Origin of the sequence: Candidatus Pedobacter colombiensis, assembly GCA_029202485.1 — a bacterium.
Classification (GTDB): Bacteria; Bacteroidota; Bacteroidia; order Sphingobacteriales; family Sphingobacteriaceae; genus Pedobacter; species Pedobacter colombiensis.
Map to the genome: position 1 here is coordinate 59,452 of CP119313.1, position 16,266 is coordinate 75,717.

Here is a 16,266-nt window from a genome sequence, read left to right on the forward strand (position 1 = left end):
TTCTAATCATGTCGGGTTCTATAGATAATTATTTGTAGTTTTACGAATAATTGAAATATGCACGATTTCTGGACCTCATTACAGCACTTCATTGATCCCGAAAAATTACTTAGAGAAGGTGGTTTTTACGTTGTAATGTTCGTGATATTTGCCGAGACTGGCTTGTTTTTTGGATTTTTTCTTCCTGGGGACTATCTCTTGTTTCTTGCCGGAATGTTTGTCGCCACAGGTAAATTAGATGTAAATATCTATGTCTTGATTTTTGGTCTGTGTGCTTGTGCTGTTTCCGGGAATTTTGTAGGGTATTGGTTTGGTCGGAAGACGGGGCCGGTATTGTACCAAAGGAAGGAATCACTCTTCTTTAAGCGACGTTATTTAAAAGCTGCTGAGGAATATTACAATAAGCAAGGGGCATTTGCATTGATTATGGGTAGATTTGTACCAATAGTTAGAACTTTTGCACCGATTTTTGCGGGGGTTGTAAAGTTAGACTTTAAGAAATTTGCCTTATATAACATTGCAGGTGGATTAATTTGGATAGCTTCCTTAACTTTGCTTGGTTATTTTCTGGGCAAAAGATTTGAAAAAGAAATTAGCGATTATTTATTATATATAATTATAGGTTTCATTGTTATTACTACTATTCCACTGATTTACACTTTTGTGAAAAAGAGAGTGGTTAAAGATGACATTGATGAATTATCAAATACTGAACAATAAAAATGAGTAAAGACGACCATCACCCGTGGCACAGTGTATCTCCAGGCCACAATGTGCCGGAGATAGTGAATGCAATTATTGAAATCCCTAAAGGATCAAAAGCGAAATACGAAATCGATAAGGATTCAAATCTGATTAAATTAGACCGTGTTCTTTTTTCTTCAGTGATGTATCCTGCAAATTATGGTTTTATCCCGCAAACTTACTGCGATGATAATGATCCGTTGGATATCCTGGTATTATGTTCTGTGGATGTTTATCCTATGACCATTATTGAAGCCAAAGTTATTGGTGTAATGCATATGGTAGATAATGGTGAGCAAGATGATAAGATCATTGCTGTAGCTAAAAACGATATGTCGGTGAACTACATTAATGACCTTGCAGAATTACCTCCACATACGATGAAGGAAATCGTGAAGTTTTTCCAGGATTACAAAGCATTGGAAGAAAAGAAAGTAACTATTGAACATTTACTAGGTGTACGCTATGCACACAAAGTGATACAAGAAAGCCTTGAGCTTTACGATAAGGAGTTTAGAAATAAATCTTAAATGGAAGCATTTAAAATATTTTTTACCTTTTTTCTGGTAGCCCTAAATGGCTTTTTTGTTGCTGCAGAGTTTGCAATTGTAAAAGTTAGGGCTTCCCAGATTGAGATAAAAGCTAAATCCGGGAGCCGTGTTGCGAATATCGCAAAACACATTACTCAGCATTTAGATGGTTATCTTGCCGCAACACAGTTGGGAATTACCCTGGCCTCACTTGGTTTAGGTTGGGTGGGTGAGTCTGTTATGCATAATATTGTGCATGACCTGCTGATCAATTTCCAACTTTCTGAGGTATATATAACTTCTATTTCTACCGGAATAGCCTTTATGTTCATTACGGTAATGCATATTGTTTTTGGAGAATTGGCACCTAAGTCGATAGCTATCCAAAGACCTGTGGCTACTACTTTATTTATCTCTGTACCACTTCAGGCATTTTATTGGATGTTTAGACCTTTTATATGGGTATTGAACGGCTTTGCCAATATCGTGTTGAAAGTATTCGGTATCTCTAGTGTTGGCGGACATGATTCTGTCCACAGTACCGAGGAGCTTTATTATTTGCTGGATCAAGGAAAAGAAAGTGGCGCATTAGATACTAATGAACATGAGCTGATTAAAAACGTTTTTGATTTTAATGAGCGTGTAGTAAAAAATATTATGGTTCCGAGGACCAAAATTTCTGGTATAGAGCTTTCTACGCCTAAAATGGAAGTCGTTGAAAAAATTATATCGGAAGGATATTCACGCCTGCCTGTATACGATGATATTATTGATAAGATTATCGGTATTGTGCATGCTAAGGACATCCTTCCGTTATTGGCTGAAAATAAGGACTGGACATTAAGTGATATCATTAGAAAGCCTTATTTTGTGCCTGAAACTAAAAAGATCAATGATCTGTTGAGTGAGCTTCAACAAAAACGCATTCAAATTGCTATTGTAATTGATGAGTTTGGTGGGACTGCCGGTATGGTTACTCTGGAAGATATTGTAGAGGAAATTGTTGGCGAAATACAGGATGAGTATGACGAGGAGAAGCCTACAGTTGAAAAGATATCTGATACTGAATTTATCATTAATGCTTATGCTACTGTTTACGATGTGAATGAGCATCTGCCTCATGACCTACCGGAAGATGAAGATTTTGATACCGTAGGTGGATTGGTTTCTCATGCTTTTGGTAAAATACCAGAGGTTGGAGATAGCGAGGAATGCTATGGCTACTTGTTTACTATTTTAAAGAAAACAGAACAAAATATAGAGACCATTAAGCTGGAGTTGGTGATCAATAAAAGCGACGCGATAGACTTACATTAAAATCAAACCAATGCATGTTTTTTATACCCCGGATATCAGCTCCAACGAGTATGTTTTAAATGAGGAGGAGAGCAAGCATTGTACTAAAGTTTTGCGCCTGGGTATTGGTGCAATGGTTTATCTCATTGATGGTGTAGGCGGACTTTATAAGGCCGAAATCACGGCTGAGCATAAAAAGCATGTTAACCTTCATGTTGTAGAAGCGCAGTATGAATACAATAAGCGCAATCATCACCTGCACATTGCAATTGCACCTACCAAAAATATAGACAGATTAGAATGGTTTCTGGAAAAGGCTACGGAAATTGGTATTGAAGAAATTACACCTGTTATTTGTGACCGGTCGGAACGGAAAATCGTTAAAGAGGACCGTTTGTACAAGGTGATCACATCTGCTGTAAAGCAGTCGTTGCAGGCTTATCACCCTGTGTTAAATCCCCAAACTACTTTGTCTGCTTTTTTAAAACAGTCTAACGACAGCATTAAAATGATTGCCCATTGTTTGGATAATGAACCTCGGCAGTTTATTGCTGAGCTGGCCAAACCAAAGGAGCGTTATACCATTCTTATTGGCCCCGAAGGTGATTTTACAGGTGCTGAAATTGAATTGGCTTTGCAAAACGGTTATAAACCATTAACTTTAGGTAATACACGATTAAGAACAGAAACCGCTGCCTTGGCTGCTTGTTTTGAAGTGAATTATTTAAATAGATGAGGGTTCGGGTTTTACTTCTTTTGTTGGTTGTGCTGCTGAGCAGTTTTTGCGTGCCTACCTATAAAATGGCTAAGCTTAAATACAATGGGGGCGGCGACTGGTACGCCAATCGTACGGCATTGCCAAATCTGATTGAATTTTGCAATCAAAATCTTAAAACCAATTTTGCTCCACAAGAAGCAATTGTAGAAGTAGGCAGTGCCGACATTTTTAATTATCCTTTTATTTACCTTACCGGGCACGGTAATGTGGTTTTTAGTGATGCTGAGGCTGCTAATCTCCGTAAGTATTTAATAGGGGGAGGTTTTCTTCACATTGATGATAATTATGGTCTCGATAAGTTTATTCGTGTTGAAATGAAGAAGGTTTTTCCGGAATTATCATTTGTCGAATTACCAACTAATCACAGCCTATACAACCAAAAGTTTAAATTCCCTAATGGACTTCCTAAAATACATGAACATGACGGTAAACCGGCCAAAGGGTATGCGCTGACATGGCAGGGAAGGATTGTTTGTTATTACACATTTGAATGCGATCTGGGTAATGGTTGGGAAGACTTCGGTACTTACCCTGAAGATAGTCAGGAAAAGCGGATGAGTGCACTTAAAATGGGTGCAAATTTAATTCAGTATGCATTAACACAATAACTATGAATGTAAAAGTAAATGACCGGTATAATTTTGATGTAGAACTTGAGCAAAAGCTATTGAAAGTAGATGGTGTGGAGTTGCAGATTGATTCTACAACGTTAGCAGATGGCCATACACATGTCATACACAATAACAAATCTTACAATATAGAATTGGTTTCTGAGGATAGGACAGAGAAGACAAGTATGGTAAAGGTGAATGGGACGCTTTACGAGGTAGCTATTGAAGACCAATACGATCTACTGCTTAAGCAACTCGGCCTTGACAATAGTAAGGCTAATAAAATGCTGGAAATTAAAGCTCCAATGCCTGGACTGGTATTAAATATTATGGTTGAGGAAGGGCAGGAAGTGAATAAGGGAGATAACCTATTGGTATTGGAGGCGATGAAGATGGAGAATATCCTTAAATCACCAAGCAGTGGCAAGGTTAAGAAGATCCTGGTTAATAAGGGAATTAAAGTTGAGAAGAACGAGATATTGATACAGTTTTCATAAACAAAAAAGGCGCATTTCATGAAATGCGCCTTTTTTGTTTATGATCTGATTATATTATCTGCTTTTAAATCCTCTTGATGGTTTGTTTTTAAACTGAGGCTTTCCACTCGATCTAACCTCCGGAGCTCCCAGCATGGTCATTGCACAACGGAAACCAACATCTGCAGAAGACTCATCCTGTTGCATAAATCTTCTGGTAGCAGGATTAAGCCATAATGCCTGATCGTTCCATGAACCACCTTTATATACTTTAGATTTATCATTTACCAATGTGATCTCGCCATAGAATTCACTTTGGGGGTCTCTATAACCTCTTTGATCAGCATAAGTGTTTTTTACTGAATCAGCTGGCTTTGCCGCCGCTGCTTGTTTCTCAGCCCAGGTTTGTTTTTTAGCATAAAGGGCATTTGTCATGATAGGCCTATTGTACTTGTCAACTGCGATTTTTCCTGTAACCGGATCAAGCACTTTTTTATCCTGATAAAGGTTTCCCCTAAATGGATTGAAGGCTTCAGCTGATTCGAAAGTAGCAGCACGGTAGGTGTCTGCTGTCCATTCATTTACGTTTCCTGCCATGTTGTAAAGTCCAAAATCATTTGGTGTGTATGACCTTACTGCAACAGTTATTGCTCCCTTATCATTTAAGGAACCGCCAACACCCATGTAATCGCCTTTAGTTCTTTTAAAGTTGGCCAGAATTAAACCTCTGGTACTTTTCTTGGCAGAGCTTAAGCCTAAACCACTCCATGGGTAGATCTTATAGTCGCTGATATTTTCATATTGGGTATTCCCAATAAGTCCCAACGCGGCATATTCCCACTCGGTTTCGGTAGGTAAGCGATAAGGTTGCTTTAAAATACCGTCTTCAAGCCTTACATTTCTAGTAGCTGCATTTTTACCGGCACCGGCAGATCCTGAATTGGAAGGATTTAAGTCTTTCATTGCTCTTTTACCCTTATCATCGATCTGGTCATTTAGATAAGTTCCGGTACTAAAAGGTCCGGTAGATTTTGCGCCAGCTGCAGCATTATTTTTTGCAGTACCACCGTTCAGATCTTTAAAGCTGGTCATGTAGCCACGTTCACGAAGTAATAATTCGTTAACCCTGTCAGTTCTCCATTCGCAATAGCGTCCTGCTTGCTCCCAGGTAACGCCAACTACCGGATAGTCCTGATACGCTGGGTGCCTTAAATAATTATCTACATATGGCTCATTATAAGAAAGCGGTCTACGCCAAACCAGTGTATCCGGTAATTCATTATAGTAATATTCGTAGTCTTTTGGGAAATTTGTACGTATCCAGTTCAGATATTCTAACCAGTTGGTATTAGAAACCTCTGTTTCGTCCATATAAAAAGAGTTAACAGTGGTTTCCCTTTTATGGTTATAATTGCCCAATTCTTGTCCGGGTACATTAATTGCACTACCGCCAACGACAAAGGCACCACCCTCAATCTCAACCAAACCAGGACCTGGCCCACGTTTGTATCTATTATTTACCACAAAACCACCATATTCCTGCTTGTTGTAGGCCATGCCCGTCTTATCTGAAGATCCTGACTTAGATTTACAGGATACAAAAGAGGCAATAGCCATTACAGAAATAAGTGAAAATAAGGATGTTTTTTTCATTTAATATGGTATAAATCTATTTTTAAGCGTTATTGCATGAGGTAAAATAACCTTTAACACTACTAAGAGTTAAAATTACACAAAAAAAGGATTATGCTGCAAGAACATAATTAATAATTTAAAATAAGCGATTAATTTAAACCGAGGTTAAAGGCACAATCCTTTGAAATTAATCAACACTATGTTAACTTGCGTTCAATAATTGTTAAATTATTCACGGCTGATGAATTTAGGGTGCCTCATTAAAACTACTTTATGTATCTTTTCTTTGCTGGTGGTTTATACGAGACTGTCTGCTCAGGATGTACAATCCGGTACCCTAACCAATGGTAGTGAGGCAAGCAATATCATAACGGGCGTACCTTTTTTGCTCATCACTCCTGATGCACGTTCCGGAAGTATGGGGGATGTGGGGGTAGCTGTGCAGCCGGATGGAAATGCAATGGTTATAAATCCCTCTAAACTAGCTTTTTTAGATAAAAAATATGGTTTTGCGGTTTCTTATAGCCCTTGGTTAAAAAGTCTTGTTCCCGATGTAAGTCTGACTTACATCAGTGGCTTTTATAAGCCTAATGAAAAAACAACTATAGGTGGCTCCTTGCGTTATTTTAATCTCGGGGAAATTCAGTTGACAGACATCAATCAACAGGATTTGGGGATCTATACGCCTAATGAACTGGCTGCTGATATTACTTATGCACGACAGCTGGATGCTTCTTTTTCCTTAGGAACCACCTTGCGATATATTTATTCAAATCTTACTTCAGGGCAATTTTCATCTGGACAGCAGACCAGTGCTGCTAATGCCGTCGCTGTAGATGTTTCTGCATATTTTAAAAAGCCAACAATTTTTTTAGGCTCTGATGCTATTTTAGCTGCCGGAATTAACATTTCGAATGTTGGTACAAAACTTAGTTATTCGGAAAGGGGGAATAGTTATTTCCTGCCAACAAACCTTAAAATAGGTGGAGCTTCGACCTTTCTTATTGATGATTATAATCAGTTTACTTTTGCACTGGATTTTAATAAACTGTTAGTGCCAACCCAACCTATCTATGATGAAAATGGGAAGATTATAGCGGGAAAGGATCCCAATCGTTCAGTTCCATCCGGAATTTTTGGGTCTTTTAGCGATGCCCCGGGAGGGTTTAAAGAAGAAGTGAGAGAAATAAACATCGCTGCTGGCATGGAGTATTGGTACAATCAGCAATTTGCTTTAAGAACAGGTTACTTTTATGAAAGTCCCACTAAAGGAAACAGGCGTTATTTTACCCTTGGGGCAGGTTTAAAGTATAATGTATTTAATATAGATATTTCCTACCTGGTTGCCAATGTGCAGAAAAGTCCTTTGGCCAATACCCTAAGATTTACCATGCTCTTTAATTTTGGAATGGCAGGGAACTAATAAATAAGCTTCATAACAATTAAAAACAAATTATATACTAATGAAAATTAAAGTAGGTTTTGGGTTTGATGTACACCAGTTAAAGGAAAATCATCCATTTATAGTTGGAGGGGTTAATCTGGAACATCATAGTGGGGCCTTTGGGCATTCGGATGCCGATGTACTTCTACATGCAATATGCGACGCATTACTTGGAGCAGCGAATTTAAGGGATATTGGTTTTCATTTTAAAAATACAGACCCTCGTTGGAAAGGCATCAGCAGTCTGATCTTGCTAAAAGAAACAGTTAAACTATTAACGGATAAAGGCTACGAAATTGGCAATATCGATGCTATGCTTTGTATCGAAGCACCTAAAATCAATCCTTATATTCCTGCTATGCAGCAGCATATTGCTGAAGCTGCCGGGATCTCTACTGAAGATATTTCTATAAAGGCTACAACCAATGAGCAAATGGGTTTCATTGGTAGAGAAGAAGGTGTTGTCGCTTATGCCGTGTGTTTAATCCAAAAGGAAAAAGGGGAAAAATAACCGTTCTCTTCAAAGAAAACGGTTATTTCTTATTCTTCCAGGTACCCAAATTTACCTTGGTTATAATCACTTATGGCCTGTTGTATTTCTTCAGCTGTATTCATCAGAAAAGGGCCGTATTGTGCAATGGGCTCATTAATTGGCTCACCACTAAGGATTAAGATTATGCTGTTTTCTAAAGCTTCAATTTTAATCTCAGTACCTTCATTTTTAAAATGAACAAACTTATCTGTGTCAGCTACTTCTGAACCATTTATTTTTATGCTGCCCTCAATAATTACAAACCCTGTATTGTGGTCTGCTGGAAAGCTAAACTCAGCCTTTCCGCCTTTATTCAGGCGTGCATTGAACACGTTAATGGGCGAGAATGTGCTGACAGAGCCTTTTGTGCCCTGGTATGATCCGGCGATTACTTCAATTGTACCGCCGTTATCAGGTAAATCATGTTTGGCAATATGTTCATGTTTAATGCCCTGATATTTTGGTGGACTCATTTTATCCTTTGCAGGTAAATTAACCCATAGTTGCACCATCTGAAAATCACCTCCTTTTTTGCTGTATTCTGCTTCATGGAATTCTTTATGCAATATTCCTCTAGCTGCAGTCATCCATTGTACATCACCGGGATAAATGATACCACTATTGCCCGCACTATCGTGATGCGCAACAGCACCATGATAGGCAATGGTTACGGTTTCGAATCCCCTATGTGGATGCACACCCACGCCTCTAGGCTCATTTCTAGCTGAAAATCCTATTTTAGCATTGTAATCGAGTAGAAAAAATGGGCTCATTTTTATCTTGTACCCGCCAGGGAAAAAATTATGCACCCTAAATCCATCACCAACCATATGAGGTGCCGGCGGATTTAGTACGGCCGACACCTGTTTAATATTTGCTTCCATCTTTGTCTCCTTTCTCTTTACGGCTGGATGCATTTTTTTATTCTTTTTAGGCTTGTTTTACGAATTGTAACTCACCTAAAATCCTTACATCTTCACTTACCATTACACCACCTGTTTCTAATGCAGCATTCCAGGTTAAACCGAAATCTGTTCTTTTGATTTTTCCGCTTAGGGTAAATCCGGCTTTAGTATTTCCCCATGGATCAGTCGCGATACCGCCAAATTCTACATCCAACTTAACAGGTTTGGTTACATCTCTAATGGTTAAATTGCCTTCTAGTGTATAATCACTTCCATCTTTAATGAAGGAAGTAGAATCAAAGCTAACTTTTGGAAATTCATCTGCATTAAAGAAGTCGCCGCTTCTCAAGTGTGTATCACGATCTGCATTTCCAGTGTCAATTGATCCTGTTTCAGCTTCAAACTTAACATGGGCGTTCTGGAAATCGTCTGATTCAGAGGTTAATGTTGCAGTCAACACATTCATGCTACCAGTTACAGTAGTGATCATCAAGTGTTTTACTTTAAACTGTAGTTCGCTGTGGGTAGGGTCTAATGCCCAGGTTGTAGTTGCCATAATATTGTTGTTTTATATATTTCTTTAATTAACAACACAAAATTAAGACGATATGTTTAGCAGGACATTGATGTATGATAAGAAAGTGTTAAGTTTTAAAATGCTTATGTGCCAGGTCTTTGCGAACTCTACTTAGCGATTCAGGTGTGATGCCCAGGTAAGAGGCTATCATCCATTGTGGCACCCTTAAGGTAAGGTTTGGGTAGAGCTTAATGAAGTTCAGGTAGCGCTCTTCGGCAGTTGCACTCAGGAGCATATTGATCCGTTTCTGCATGAACCTGATTGAATTGTTGAGAATGGTATGGTTTAGATCATGCATGCAGGGAACAATCTTCGCCGAGTCATTGATGTAGTCCTTGGGTATGACCACAGCTTCAGTACGCTCTATGGCGTCAATAAAAAAGTCAGATGCCTCATTAAAAAGCATACCATTACGGTCGGAGAGCCACCATTGCTCAGGTGCAAACTGAATGATATGTGTTTTTCCTTTGCTATCTATGGAGTAACTGCGCAATAACCCGCTCATTACAAAATAACCATGCGCCGAAACTTCACCTTTCATCAGGATCATTTCATTCTTTTCAAAGGTCTTTATCTTTAGTTTGCCGGAAATAAGCGCAAACTGCTCATCTGTTATGGCTACTTTGTTCTGTAAATAGGCTTTAAACTGCTCCAGCATATATTTATAGATGAAATCTATTTTTTGTTGGGTTCGATATTAGAAAAATCAACCCCGCATTTGCAATTCGAGGCACAACCTCCACTTTTAGGAGATACAGCACGATAAATGATGCGACCCACATAAAATATGGCTCCAACAAATAGTAAAATCACTAAAATGGTTTGAATATCCATAGAGCAAAAATAATAAGCCCCAGCGCAAATGGGGTCTGTTAAATGTAAATTTAGTCTTCCATTAAACCGATAGTGCCACCTACCCAGTCAAAATCTTTATTGTGCCTTACGCCAATCATTTTACCTCTGCTTAACCTGGTCAGATTAATACAAAGTTTGGGCTCCTGGCCATCTGCCCATAAATACATTAATCTGATTTCTACTTTTATACCATCATCAGGAGCTTTTACTACAGGTTCATAAATCACCTTCCTCTGCAAAATCCAGTTCTGAGGGTCTTTTATGTTACTGATATCAGCTGGTGTAACATCAATAATTACACCAATTCCGGCAAAAGAGAATAAAGGTTTCAACACATAATTCTCCAGATCAAAAGGGATGTCGGTTATCGTATTTAGAAAATGCGTTTCAGGAACAAATTTACTTTTGAGGAAGGGTATGGTGTACTTACTGATTCTGTAAAACCAGTTAGGATGAGTAATCCACTCTATATTTAGTGGTTCGCGCGGATCAAAGCTATCTTTAAACAACCCGGTTTGGTCAGCAATCTCATCAAATATAAGCCGGTTGTAAATCCTTTTTAGCTTTACCTTTTTGTCATTTTCCTCATAAAATAGATTGCGGCCCTCTTTAAAGATATCGGTTAGGCTCAGTACTTTTACGCCAAGAAATGAACTGGTGATTAAGAAATCAATAAGTGTTTTTTGTTTCGGGGCATCAATATCCATTATTGCAACCTCATGTGGTTGATGCTTTCCTAAGATGACCTCTTTCAGTAAATCAATATATTGAAGCTCATTAAGCCCGCTAAAATAGGGAGTTAAACGATTGGATAAGTGAAATGTTGTTTTGTAAGTTTTGGCTAAATGAGCCTGAAAGCCATAAAGGGAAGGGAAGCCCTGCATCTCAATTAATTTCGGTATCAGATTCCCCTGAGGATCTTTGCAGATGCCAAAATCGAAGGCCAGAAAATGTGGATGATCGTTCTCATCTGCTACATTCCATTCTGCAGGGATAGCATTTTTTGTTAGGGTTTTAAAATCAGGCTGTTTAATAAGCGCTATAATTTCTGCTCCTGCAGCAATTAACTGCTTTTTTAAATCTTCAGGTATAAATACAGGGGTTTCTGCAACCCTAAATGGGATCTTTACAAAACCTTTTTCCAGATTTTTTATGAGGGCGTTGTATTTTTTTTCAGAAAATAAAGTGTTAAAACTGCTTCTATAATGTTCTATCATGTCAAATTTCCCGTAAAGTGTTTAAGGCTTCATTTAAAAAATTTGGCAAAATGGCATGTTGTGTCAAAGCAATGCGTTTAGGGTCATCAAGGCTATTGAGCATATCATTATATTTCTTCTCACCATGATTTTCTATGATAGCATTCTTTTTGTCTTCCTGTAGCATATATAGTTTTATCCCGATGGGGTCAGCTTCCGGATGGAATTGGGTGCCAACAATTTCTTTAGTAAAACGAACAGCCATCACGCAACGTTCCAGATCAATATGCGGCCTGTCTTTTTCAAGAGCCAGAACTTTAGCATTTATTACATTAGAGGAGGCATTATCAGCCTCGGTGACTTGCCAATTGCGACTGTCGAATATGTAAAGGGGATTAGGCAAGTTGTTGAATAAGGAGTCTTTTTTGCCTTCTTCCGTTAAAGACACAGGGAAGATGCCCAAAGCGGTTGATTGTCGTTTGGTAACATGGCCAAAGCCAAATTTTCGGCAGGCCATTTGGAAAGAATGGCAAATTAAGAAAACATATTTTTTACGCTGTTTATTATTTTCATTAAACGATTCAACATGGTTAAGCAGGTTAAAAAAGTCATTTTCCCATTGTAAGCCTTCACCTTCATACGGACTGCCTGGTCCGCCGCTAGAAATGTATATATCATAATTCAAGTCCGGTATTTCACCATTCTGCCTCAAATCAAAAACATCAAATGATAAGGCGGTCTCCGTCTCTTTCTGATAATGCAACAAGATATCCTGAATACAACGCATCCCCTCGTTGGCAGTCCCGTTATTCATATCGATAACCGCAATTTTTATCTTGTTCTTATCAGTCATATCATTGTTTTGCGCCCACTAATGTCTGCGAAGTCACATAATCTACTACCGCTTCGAAGGTGCCAGATTCTTTGTAAACAGCCAGCTGCCTATCTGCTCCGGTTCCATTTTCCAGCATTTTCAGCAGATAGTTAATCTCATTTCTGCAACCCAGCTCGTCGACTACATCATCAATAAAATCCAATAATTCCAATATCAGGTTACGGCAATTCACTTCCATTTCTTTACCAAAGTCGATCAGGCTTCCGTCGATGCCATAGCGGGCAGCCCTCCATTTATTTTCATTGATCAATGCTCTTGAATAGGTGATAAATTCCATATTCTGCAAACGTAACTTGTAAAGTTTGGCACACAATGCCTGAAATAGGGCTGTTAAAGCCATTGTTTCATCAATCAGCATAGGACAATCGCAGATTCTAAACTCTATGGTTTGAAAATAAGGATGGACCCTGATGTCCCACCAAATCTTTTTAGCATTGTCAATACTATTGGTCTTGATCAACAATTTCACATAGTTATCATAATCCTCAATGCTGTTAAAAATATCAGGGATACCTGTGCGTGGGAATTTGTCGAATATTTTGGTTCTGTAAGATTTATAGCCAGTATTCCGGCCTTCCCAAAAAGGGGAGTTGGTAGATAGGGCAAACACATGCGGTAAAAAATAACGTACCTGGTTGGCAATATGTATGGCTAGCTCTCTTGATTGAAAGCCTACATGTACATGCAGACCAAAAATCAGATTAGAACGGGCAGCTTCCTGTAATTCATTTACAATATCGCTGTATCGTGGATGTTCTGTAATCAATTGTTTTTCCCAATGTGAAAAAGGGTGGGTACCTGCAGCACCAATTTGCAAGTCCAGTTCGCCAGCTAGTTGTGAAACGGTGTACCGCAATTGTGATATCTCTTCGCGGGCTTGTTCTGTATTTTTACAAATCCCAGTGCCTACTTCTACTACAGCCTGGTGCATTTCTGCTTTTACCTGATCCTTATAGATCTTTTGAGCCGCTTCAACTATTTTTTGGTCATGCGATGTGAGTTCCCTGGTTATCGGGTCTATCACCATGTATTCTTCTTCAATTCCGAGTGTAAAATCGTTCATTATCTTCCCTTTTTAAACATGGCCATGGATGGCTTGCAATAATTTATGACCTGAAGGTAGGGAATTCTCACAATTTGGCAAGATATTCAGGGAGCATCTGTCGCCATATCGGCCAGTCATGATCCGCATTGTGTCTTAGGTCCAGCCAATGGGTCATTCCTTTTTCATTTAAAGTTTGAGAGAATCGCTCATTGTCTCCACGGCAAATGTCTTTATCCGAAGTGCCTAATATGATCTTCATCTGCCATAGTTCAGGATTGTCGTCGTTCGGGACAAAATCAACTGGATTGTTAAAATATACTTCGTCATTGTAAAAGCCATCAAGGTGGCTTTTGATGTCAAATGATCCACTCATGCTAAACATGTGGCTGACCAGCCAGGGGTGTCTGAAGGCAAAGTTTGCAGCATGATACCCGCCGAAACTACAACCTGCAGTAATGATTTTTGAATGCCCTGTTTCTTTTCTGGCCATGGTTGACACCTCCTCTAAGAGTAATTTGTCGTATCGGATATGTTGTTTTACCCTGTCGGCTGGCTCGATGTCTTTATTATACCAGCTTTGCCGGTCAATGCTATCCACACAATAGACTTTAACCTTTCCTTCATCAATGAACCAGCTGATGGAGTCTATCATTTTTAAATCCTTGTGCTCAGCATAGCCGCCCGTGCCTGTGGGGAAAAGCAGTATAGGATAACCACTATGTCCAAAAGCGAGGAGTTCAAAATCGGCATTCAGGTTATGACTATACCATTTTTTATGTACTTCCTCCATAATGAAAAAATTAGATTGCTTTGAATGACATATAAACATATTTATGTGACCAAGTGTTTTTTGCTGGCCTTCTAACATTCTGTTCTAGCTAATTGCTTGATATATCGATAATAAACCTTATCTTTGCGCCAAAAATCAGACGCATTTTATGCAAAAAATTAGAAATATAGCTATCATAGCCCACGTTGACCACGGTAAAACTACACTGGTTGATAAGATCTTACACTCTTGTTCAATCTTCCGTGATAATGAACAATCGGGAGATTTAATACTTGACAATAATGATTTGGAGCGTGAAAGAGGAATCACGATCGTTTCAAAGAATGTTTCCGTTAAATACAAGGATGTTAAGATCAACATTATCGATACCCCTGGTCACGCCGATTTCGGTGGTGAGGTTGAGCGTGTATTGAAAATGGCTGATGGAGTTTTGTTGTTGTGTGATGCTTTTGAAGGTGCAATGCCTCAAACACGTTTCGTAACGCAAAAAGCTCTAGCTTTAGGATTAAAGCCAATTGTTGTTGTAAATAAGGTAGATAAAGAAAACTGTCGCCCTGAGGAAGTTTATGAGCAAATCTTTGAATTGTTCTTCAACTTAGAGGCTACAGAAGACCAGTTAGACTTCCCTGTAATTTATGGTTCATCTAAACAAGGATGGATGAGTACTGACTGGAAAGTACCTACTACTGATATTTTTGCGCTTTTAGACGCAGTTGTTGCTAATATTCCTCCTGCACCAACAAATGATGGAACTTTACAAATGCAAATCACTTCTTTGGATTATTCATCTTTCGTAGGTCGTATTGCAATTGGACGTGTACACCGAGGTAGCATTAAAGAAAACCAACCAGTTACGTTAATTAAACGTGATGGTAAGGTTGTGAAGTCAAGAGTAAAAGAATTATATACTTTCGAAGGATTAGGTAAAATTCGTACAACTGAAGTAAAATCAGGTGATATCTGCGCAGTTGTAGGTATTGAAGGATTTGAGATTGGTGATACCATTGCTGATTTTGATGCTCCGGAACAATTACCTGTTATCAAAATCGATGAGCCTACGATGAACATGTTGTTCACAATCAATAACTCGCCGTTTTTTGGTAAAGAAGGTAAATTCGTTACTTCTCAACGTATCAGAGAGCGTTTATATAAAGAGATGGAGAAAAACTTAGCCCTTAAAGTGGTTGAGACAGAATCTCCTGATTCTTATTTGGTATATGGAAGGGGTATCCTCCATTTATCAGTATTGATCGAGACTATGCGTCGCGAAGGTTACGAAATTCAGGTAGGTCAGCCACAGGTTATCGTTAAAGAAATTGATGGTAAGAAATGTGAGCCAGTTGAGACTTTGATTGTTGATGTTCCAGGTGAAGTTGCCGGTAAGGTTATTGAATTGGTTACTCAACGTAAAGGCGAGTTGCTGATCATGGAACCTAAAGGTGATTTACAGCACTTAGAATTCGAGATTCCTTCACGTGGTATCATCGGTTTAAGAAATAACGTATTAACTGCAACAGCAGGAGAGGCCATTATGGCTCACCGTTTCAAAGCTTACGAGCCTTGGAAAGGTGCTATCCCTGGTAGGTTAAACGGTGTATTGATTTCTATGGATAAAGGTACTACTACTGCTTATTCAATTGATAAATTACAGGATCGTGGTCGTTTCTTCGTTGATCCGGGAGTAGATATTTACGAAGGTCAGATCCTTGGTGAGCACATCCGTGATAACGATTTAGTGATCAATATTGTTAAAGGTAAAGCTTTAACCAATATGCGTGCTTCAGGTACTGATGACAACACTCGTATTGCTCCAGCGATTAAATTCTCATTGGAGGAGGCTATGGAGTATATTCAGGCTGATGAGTACATCGAGGTTACACCAGCAAGCATGCGTTTACGTAAAATCTATTTAACTGAGAATGAGCGTAAAATCAACGCTAAGAAATTTGTATAATTC

18 protein-coding genes are annotated in these 16,266 nt (G+C 38.8%); 9 read left to right on the forward strand and 9 right to left on the reverse strand.

From position 1 onward, the window contains the following. Positions 1-57 precede the first annotated feature (57 nt). The 6 genes from P0Y49_00240 to P0Y49_00265 are packed head-to-tail and all read left to right on the forward strand — an operon-like array spanning position 58 to position 4,456. Positions 58-720 carry a DedA family protein gene (locus P0Y49_00240; protein ID WEK19582.1) on the forward strand — a complete coding sequence of 221 codons (663 nt, stop codon included), beginning with the start codon at positions 58-60 and terminating at the stop codon, positions 718-720. Positions 721-722: 2 nt separating this feature from the next. Next, positions 723-1,274 (forward strand): inorganic diphosphatase, encoded by a 552-nt coding sequence (locus P0Y49_00245; protein WEK19583.1) that lies wholly within the window; start codon positions 723-725, stop codon positions 1,272-1,274. Continuing rightward, on the forward strand, positions 1,275-2,591 hold the full coding sequence (locus tag P0Y49_00250; protein WEK19584.1) for a hemolysin family protein: 1,317 nt from the start codon (positions 1,275-1,277) through the stop codon (positions 2,589-2,591). A gap of 10 nt (positions 2,592-2,601) precedes the next feature. Next, positions 2,602-3,306, forward strand: coding sequence for a 16S rRNA (uracil(1498)-N(3))-methyltransferase (locus P0Y49_00255; protein WEK19585.1), 705 nt, complete (start codon positions 2,602-2,604; stop codon positions 3,304-3,306). Next, complete coding sequence (locus P0Y49_00260) at positions 3,303-3,956, forward strand: DUF4159 domain-containing protein (GenBank protein ID WEK19586.1); 654 nt, start codon at positions 3,303-3,305, stop codon at positions 3,954-3,956. The genes P0Y49_00255 and P0Y49_00260 overlap by 4 nt, the downstream gene beginning before the upstream one ends. Before the next feature lie 2 nt (positions 3,957-3,958). Beyond that, positions 3,959-4,456 carry a biotin/lipoyl-binding protein gene (locus P0Y49_00265; GenBank protein WEK19587.1) on the forward strand — a complete coding sequence of 166 codons (498 nt, stop codon included), beginning with the start codon at positions 3,959-3,961 and terminating at the stop codon, positions 4,454-4,456. A gap of 54 nt (positions 4,457-4,510) precedes the next feature. Here the strand turns inward: P0Y49_00265 and P0Y49_00270 are convergent, their stop codons facing one another. Further along, a complete protein-coding gene (locus P0Y49_00270; GenBank protein ID WEK19588.1) occupies positions 4,511-6,088 on the reverse strand; it encodes an SUMF1/EgtB/PvdO family nonheme iron enzyme in 1,578 nt (525 codons plus the stop codon). A 223-nt stretch (positions 6,089-6,311) separates the two neighbouring features. On the opposite strand from P0Y49_00270, the gene porV reads away from it, so the two are divergent. After that, positions 6,312-7,493 carry a type IX secretion system outer membrane channel protein PorV gene (porV, locus tag P0Y49_00275; GenBank protein WEK19589.1) on the forward strand — a complete coding sequence of 394 codons (1,182 nt, stop codon included), beginning with the start codon at positions 6,312-6,314 and terminating at the stop codon, positions 7,491-7,493. Between the two features lie 40 nt (positions 7,494-7,533). Continuing rightward, a complete protein-coding gene (gene ispF / locus P0Y49_00280; GenBank protein WEK19590.1) occupies positions 7,534-8,025 on the forward strand; it encodes a 2-C-methyl-D-erythritol 2,4-cyclodiphosphate synthase in 492 nt (163 codons plus the stop codon). A gap of 29 nt (positions 8,026-8,054) precedes the next feature. Here ispF and P0Y49_00285 read toward each other — a convergent pair whose 3' ends face one another. The 8 genes from P0Y49_00285 to P0Y49_00320 all read right to left on the reverse strand — a co-directional run bounded on the left by P0Y49_00285 (position 8,055) and on the right by P0Y49_00320 (position 14,309). Continuing rightward, entirely contained in the window at positions 8,055-8,930 is an 876-nt protein-coding gene (locus P0Y49_00285) for a pirin family protein (protein ID WEK19591.1), read from the reverse strand. A 46-nt stretch (positions 8,931-8,976) separates the two neighbouring features. Continuing rightward, positions 8,977-9,507: a YceI family protein gene (locus P0Y49_00290; protein ID WEK19592.1), complete on the reverse strand. Its 531-nt coding sequence runs from the start codon at positions 9,505-9,507 to the stop codon at positions 8,977-8,979. Positions 9,508-9,595: 88 nt separating this feature from the next. Further along, the gene (locus tag P0Y49_00295) at positions 9,596-10,186 is read right to left on the reverse strand and encodes a Crp/Fnr family transcriptional regulator (GenBank protein ID WEK19593.1); all 591 of its coding nucleotides are present in this window, start codon (positions 10,184-10,186) and stop codon (positions 9,596-9,598) included. Positions 10,187-10,203: 17 nt separating this feature from the next. Then, positions 10,204-10,362 (reverse strand): FeoB-associated Cys-rich membrane protein, encoded by a 159-nt coding sequence (locus P0Y49_00300; protein WEK19594.1) that lies wholly within the window; start codon positions 10,360-10,362, stop codon positions 10,204-10,206. Between the two features lie 50 nt (positions 10,363-10,412). Beyond that, on the reverse strand, positions 10,413-11,600 hold the full coding sequence (locus P0Y49_00305; protein ID WEK19595.1) for a hypothetical protein: 1,188 nt from the start codon (positions 11,598-11,600) through the stop codon (positions 10,413-10,415). A 1-nt stretch (position 11,601) separates the two neighbouring features. Beyond that, positions 11,602-12,432 carry a GMP synthase gene (locus tag P0Y49_00310; protein WEK19596.1) on the reverse strand — a complete coding sequence of 277 codons (831 nt, stop codon included), beginning with the start codon at positions 12,430-12,432 and terminating at the stop codon, positions 11,602-11,604. A gap of 1 nt (position 12,433) precedes the next feature. Further along, the gene (locus P0Y49_00315) at positions 12,434-13,537 is read right to left on the reverse strand and encodes a carboxylate-amine ligase (protein ID WEK19597.1); all 1,104 of its coding nucleotides are present in this window, start codon (positions 13,535-13,537) and stop codon (positions 12,434-12,436) included. 67 nt (positions 13,538-13,604) lie between these two features. Beyond that, a complete protein-coding gene (locus P0Y49_00320) occupies positions 13,605-14,309 on the reverse strand; it encodes an esterase (GenBank protein WEK19598.1) in 705 nt (234 codons plus the stop codon). Positions 14,310-14,457: 148 nt separating this feature from the next. On the opposite strand from P0Y49_00320, the gene typA reads away from it, so the two are divergent. Continuing rightward, positions 14,458-16,263 carry a translational GTPase TypA gene (gene typA, locus P0Y49_00325; protein WEK19599.1) on the forward strand — a complete coding sequence of 602 codons (1,806 nt, stop codon included), beginning with the start codon at positions 14,458-14,460 and terminating at the stop codon, positions 16,261-16,263. The last annotated feature ends 3 nt before the right edge of the window (positions 16,264-16,266 follow it).

Coding starts and splice junctions, on each gene's coding strand:
- P0Y49_00240 (WEK19582.1), top strand. CDS start 58: ATGCACGATTTCTGGACCTCATTACAGCACTTCATTGATCCCGAAAAA.
- P0Y49_00245 (WEK19583.1), top strand. CDS start 723: ATGAGTAAAGACGACCATCACCCGTGGCACAGTGTATCTCCAGGCCAC.
- P0Y49_00250 (WEK19584.1), top strand. CDS start 1,275: ATGGAAGCATTTAAAATATTTTTTACCTTTTTTCTGGTAGCCCTAAAT.
- P0Y49_00255 (WEK19585.1), top strand. CDS start 2,602: ATGCATGTTTTTTATACCCCGGATATCAGCTCCAACGAGTATGTTTTA.
- P0Y49_00260 (WEK19586.1), top strand. CDS start 3,303: ATGAGGGTTCGGGTTTTACTTCTTTTGTTGGTTGTGCTGCTGAGCAGT.
- P0Y49_00265 (WEK19587.1), top strand. CDS start 3,959: ATGAATGTAAAAGTAAATGACCGGTATAATTTTGATGTAGAACTTGAG.
- P0Y49_00270 (WEK19588.1), bottom strand. CDS start 6,088: ATGAAAAAAACATCCTTATTTTCACTTATTTCTGTAATGGCTATTGCC.
- porV (WEK19589.1), top strand. CDS start 6,312: ATGAATTTAGGGTGCCTCATTAAAACTACTTTATGTATCTTTTCTTTG.
- ispF (WEK19590.1), top strand. CDS start 7,534: ATGAAAATTAAAGTAGGTTTTGGGTTTGATGTACACCAGTTAAAGGAA.
- P0Y49_00285 (WEK19591.1), bottom strand. CDS start 8,930: ATGGAAGCAAATATTAAACAGGTGTCGGCCGTACTAAATCCGCCGGCA.
- P0Y49_00290 (WEK19592.1), bottom strand. CDS start 9,507: ATGGCAACTACAACCTGGGCATTAGACCCTACCCACAGCGAACTACAG.
- P0Y49_00295 (WEK19593.1), bottom strand. CDS start 10,186: ATGCTGGAGCAGTTTAAAGCCTATTTACAGAACAAAGTAGCCATAACA.
- P0Y49_00300 (WEK19594.1), bottom strand. CDS start 10,362: ATGGATATTCAAACCATTTTAGTGATTTTACTATTTGTTGGAGCCATA.
- P0Y49_00305 (WEK19595.1), bottom strand. CDS start 11,600: ATGATAGAACATTATAGAAGCAGTTTTAACACTTTATTTTCTGAAAAA.
- P0Y49_00310 (WEK19596.1), bottom strand. CDS start 12,432: ATGACTGATAAGAACAAGATAAAAATTGCGGTTATCGATATGAATAAC.
- P0Y49_00315 (WEK19597.1), bottom strand. CDS start 13,537: ATGAACGATTTTACACTCGGAATTGAAGAAGAATACATGGTGATAGAC.
- P0Y49_00320 (WEK19598.1), bottom strand. CDS start 14,309: ATGGAGGAAGTACATAAAAAATGGTATAGTCATAACCTGAATGCCGAT.
- typA (WEK19599.1), top strand. CDS start 14,458: ATGCAAAAAATTAGAAATATAGCTATCATAGCCCACGTTGACCACGGT.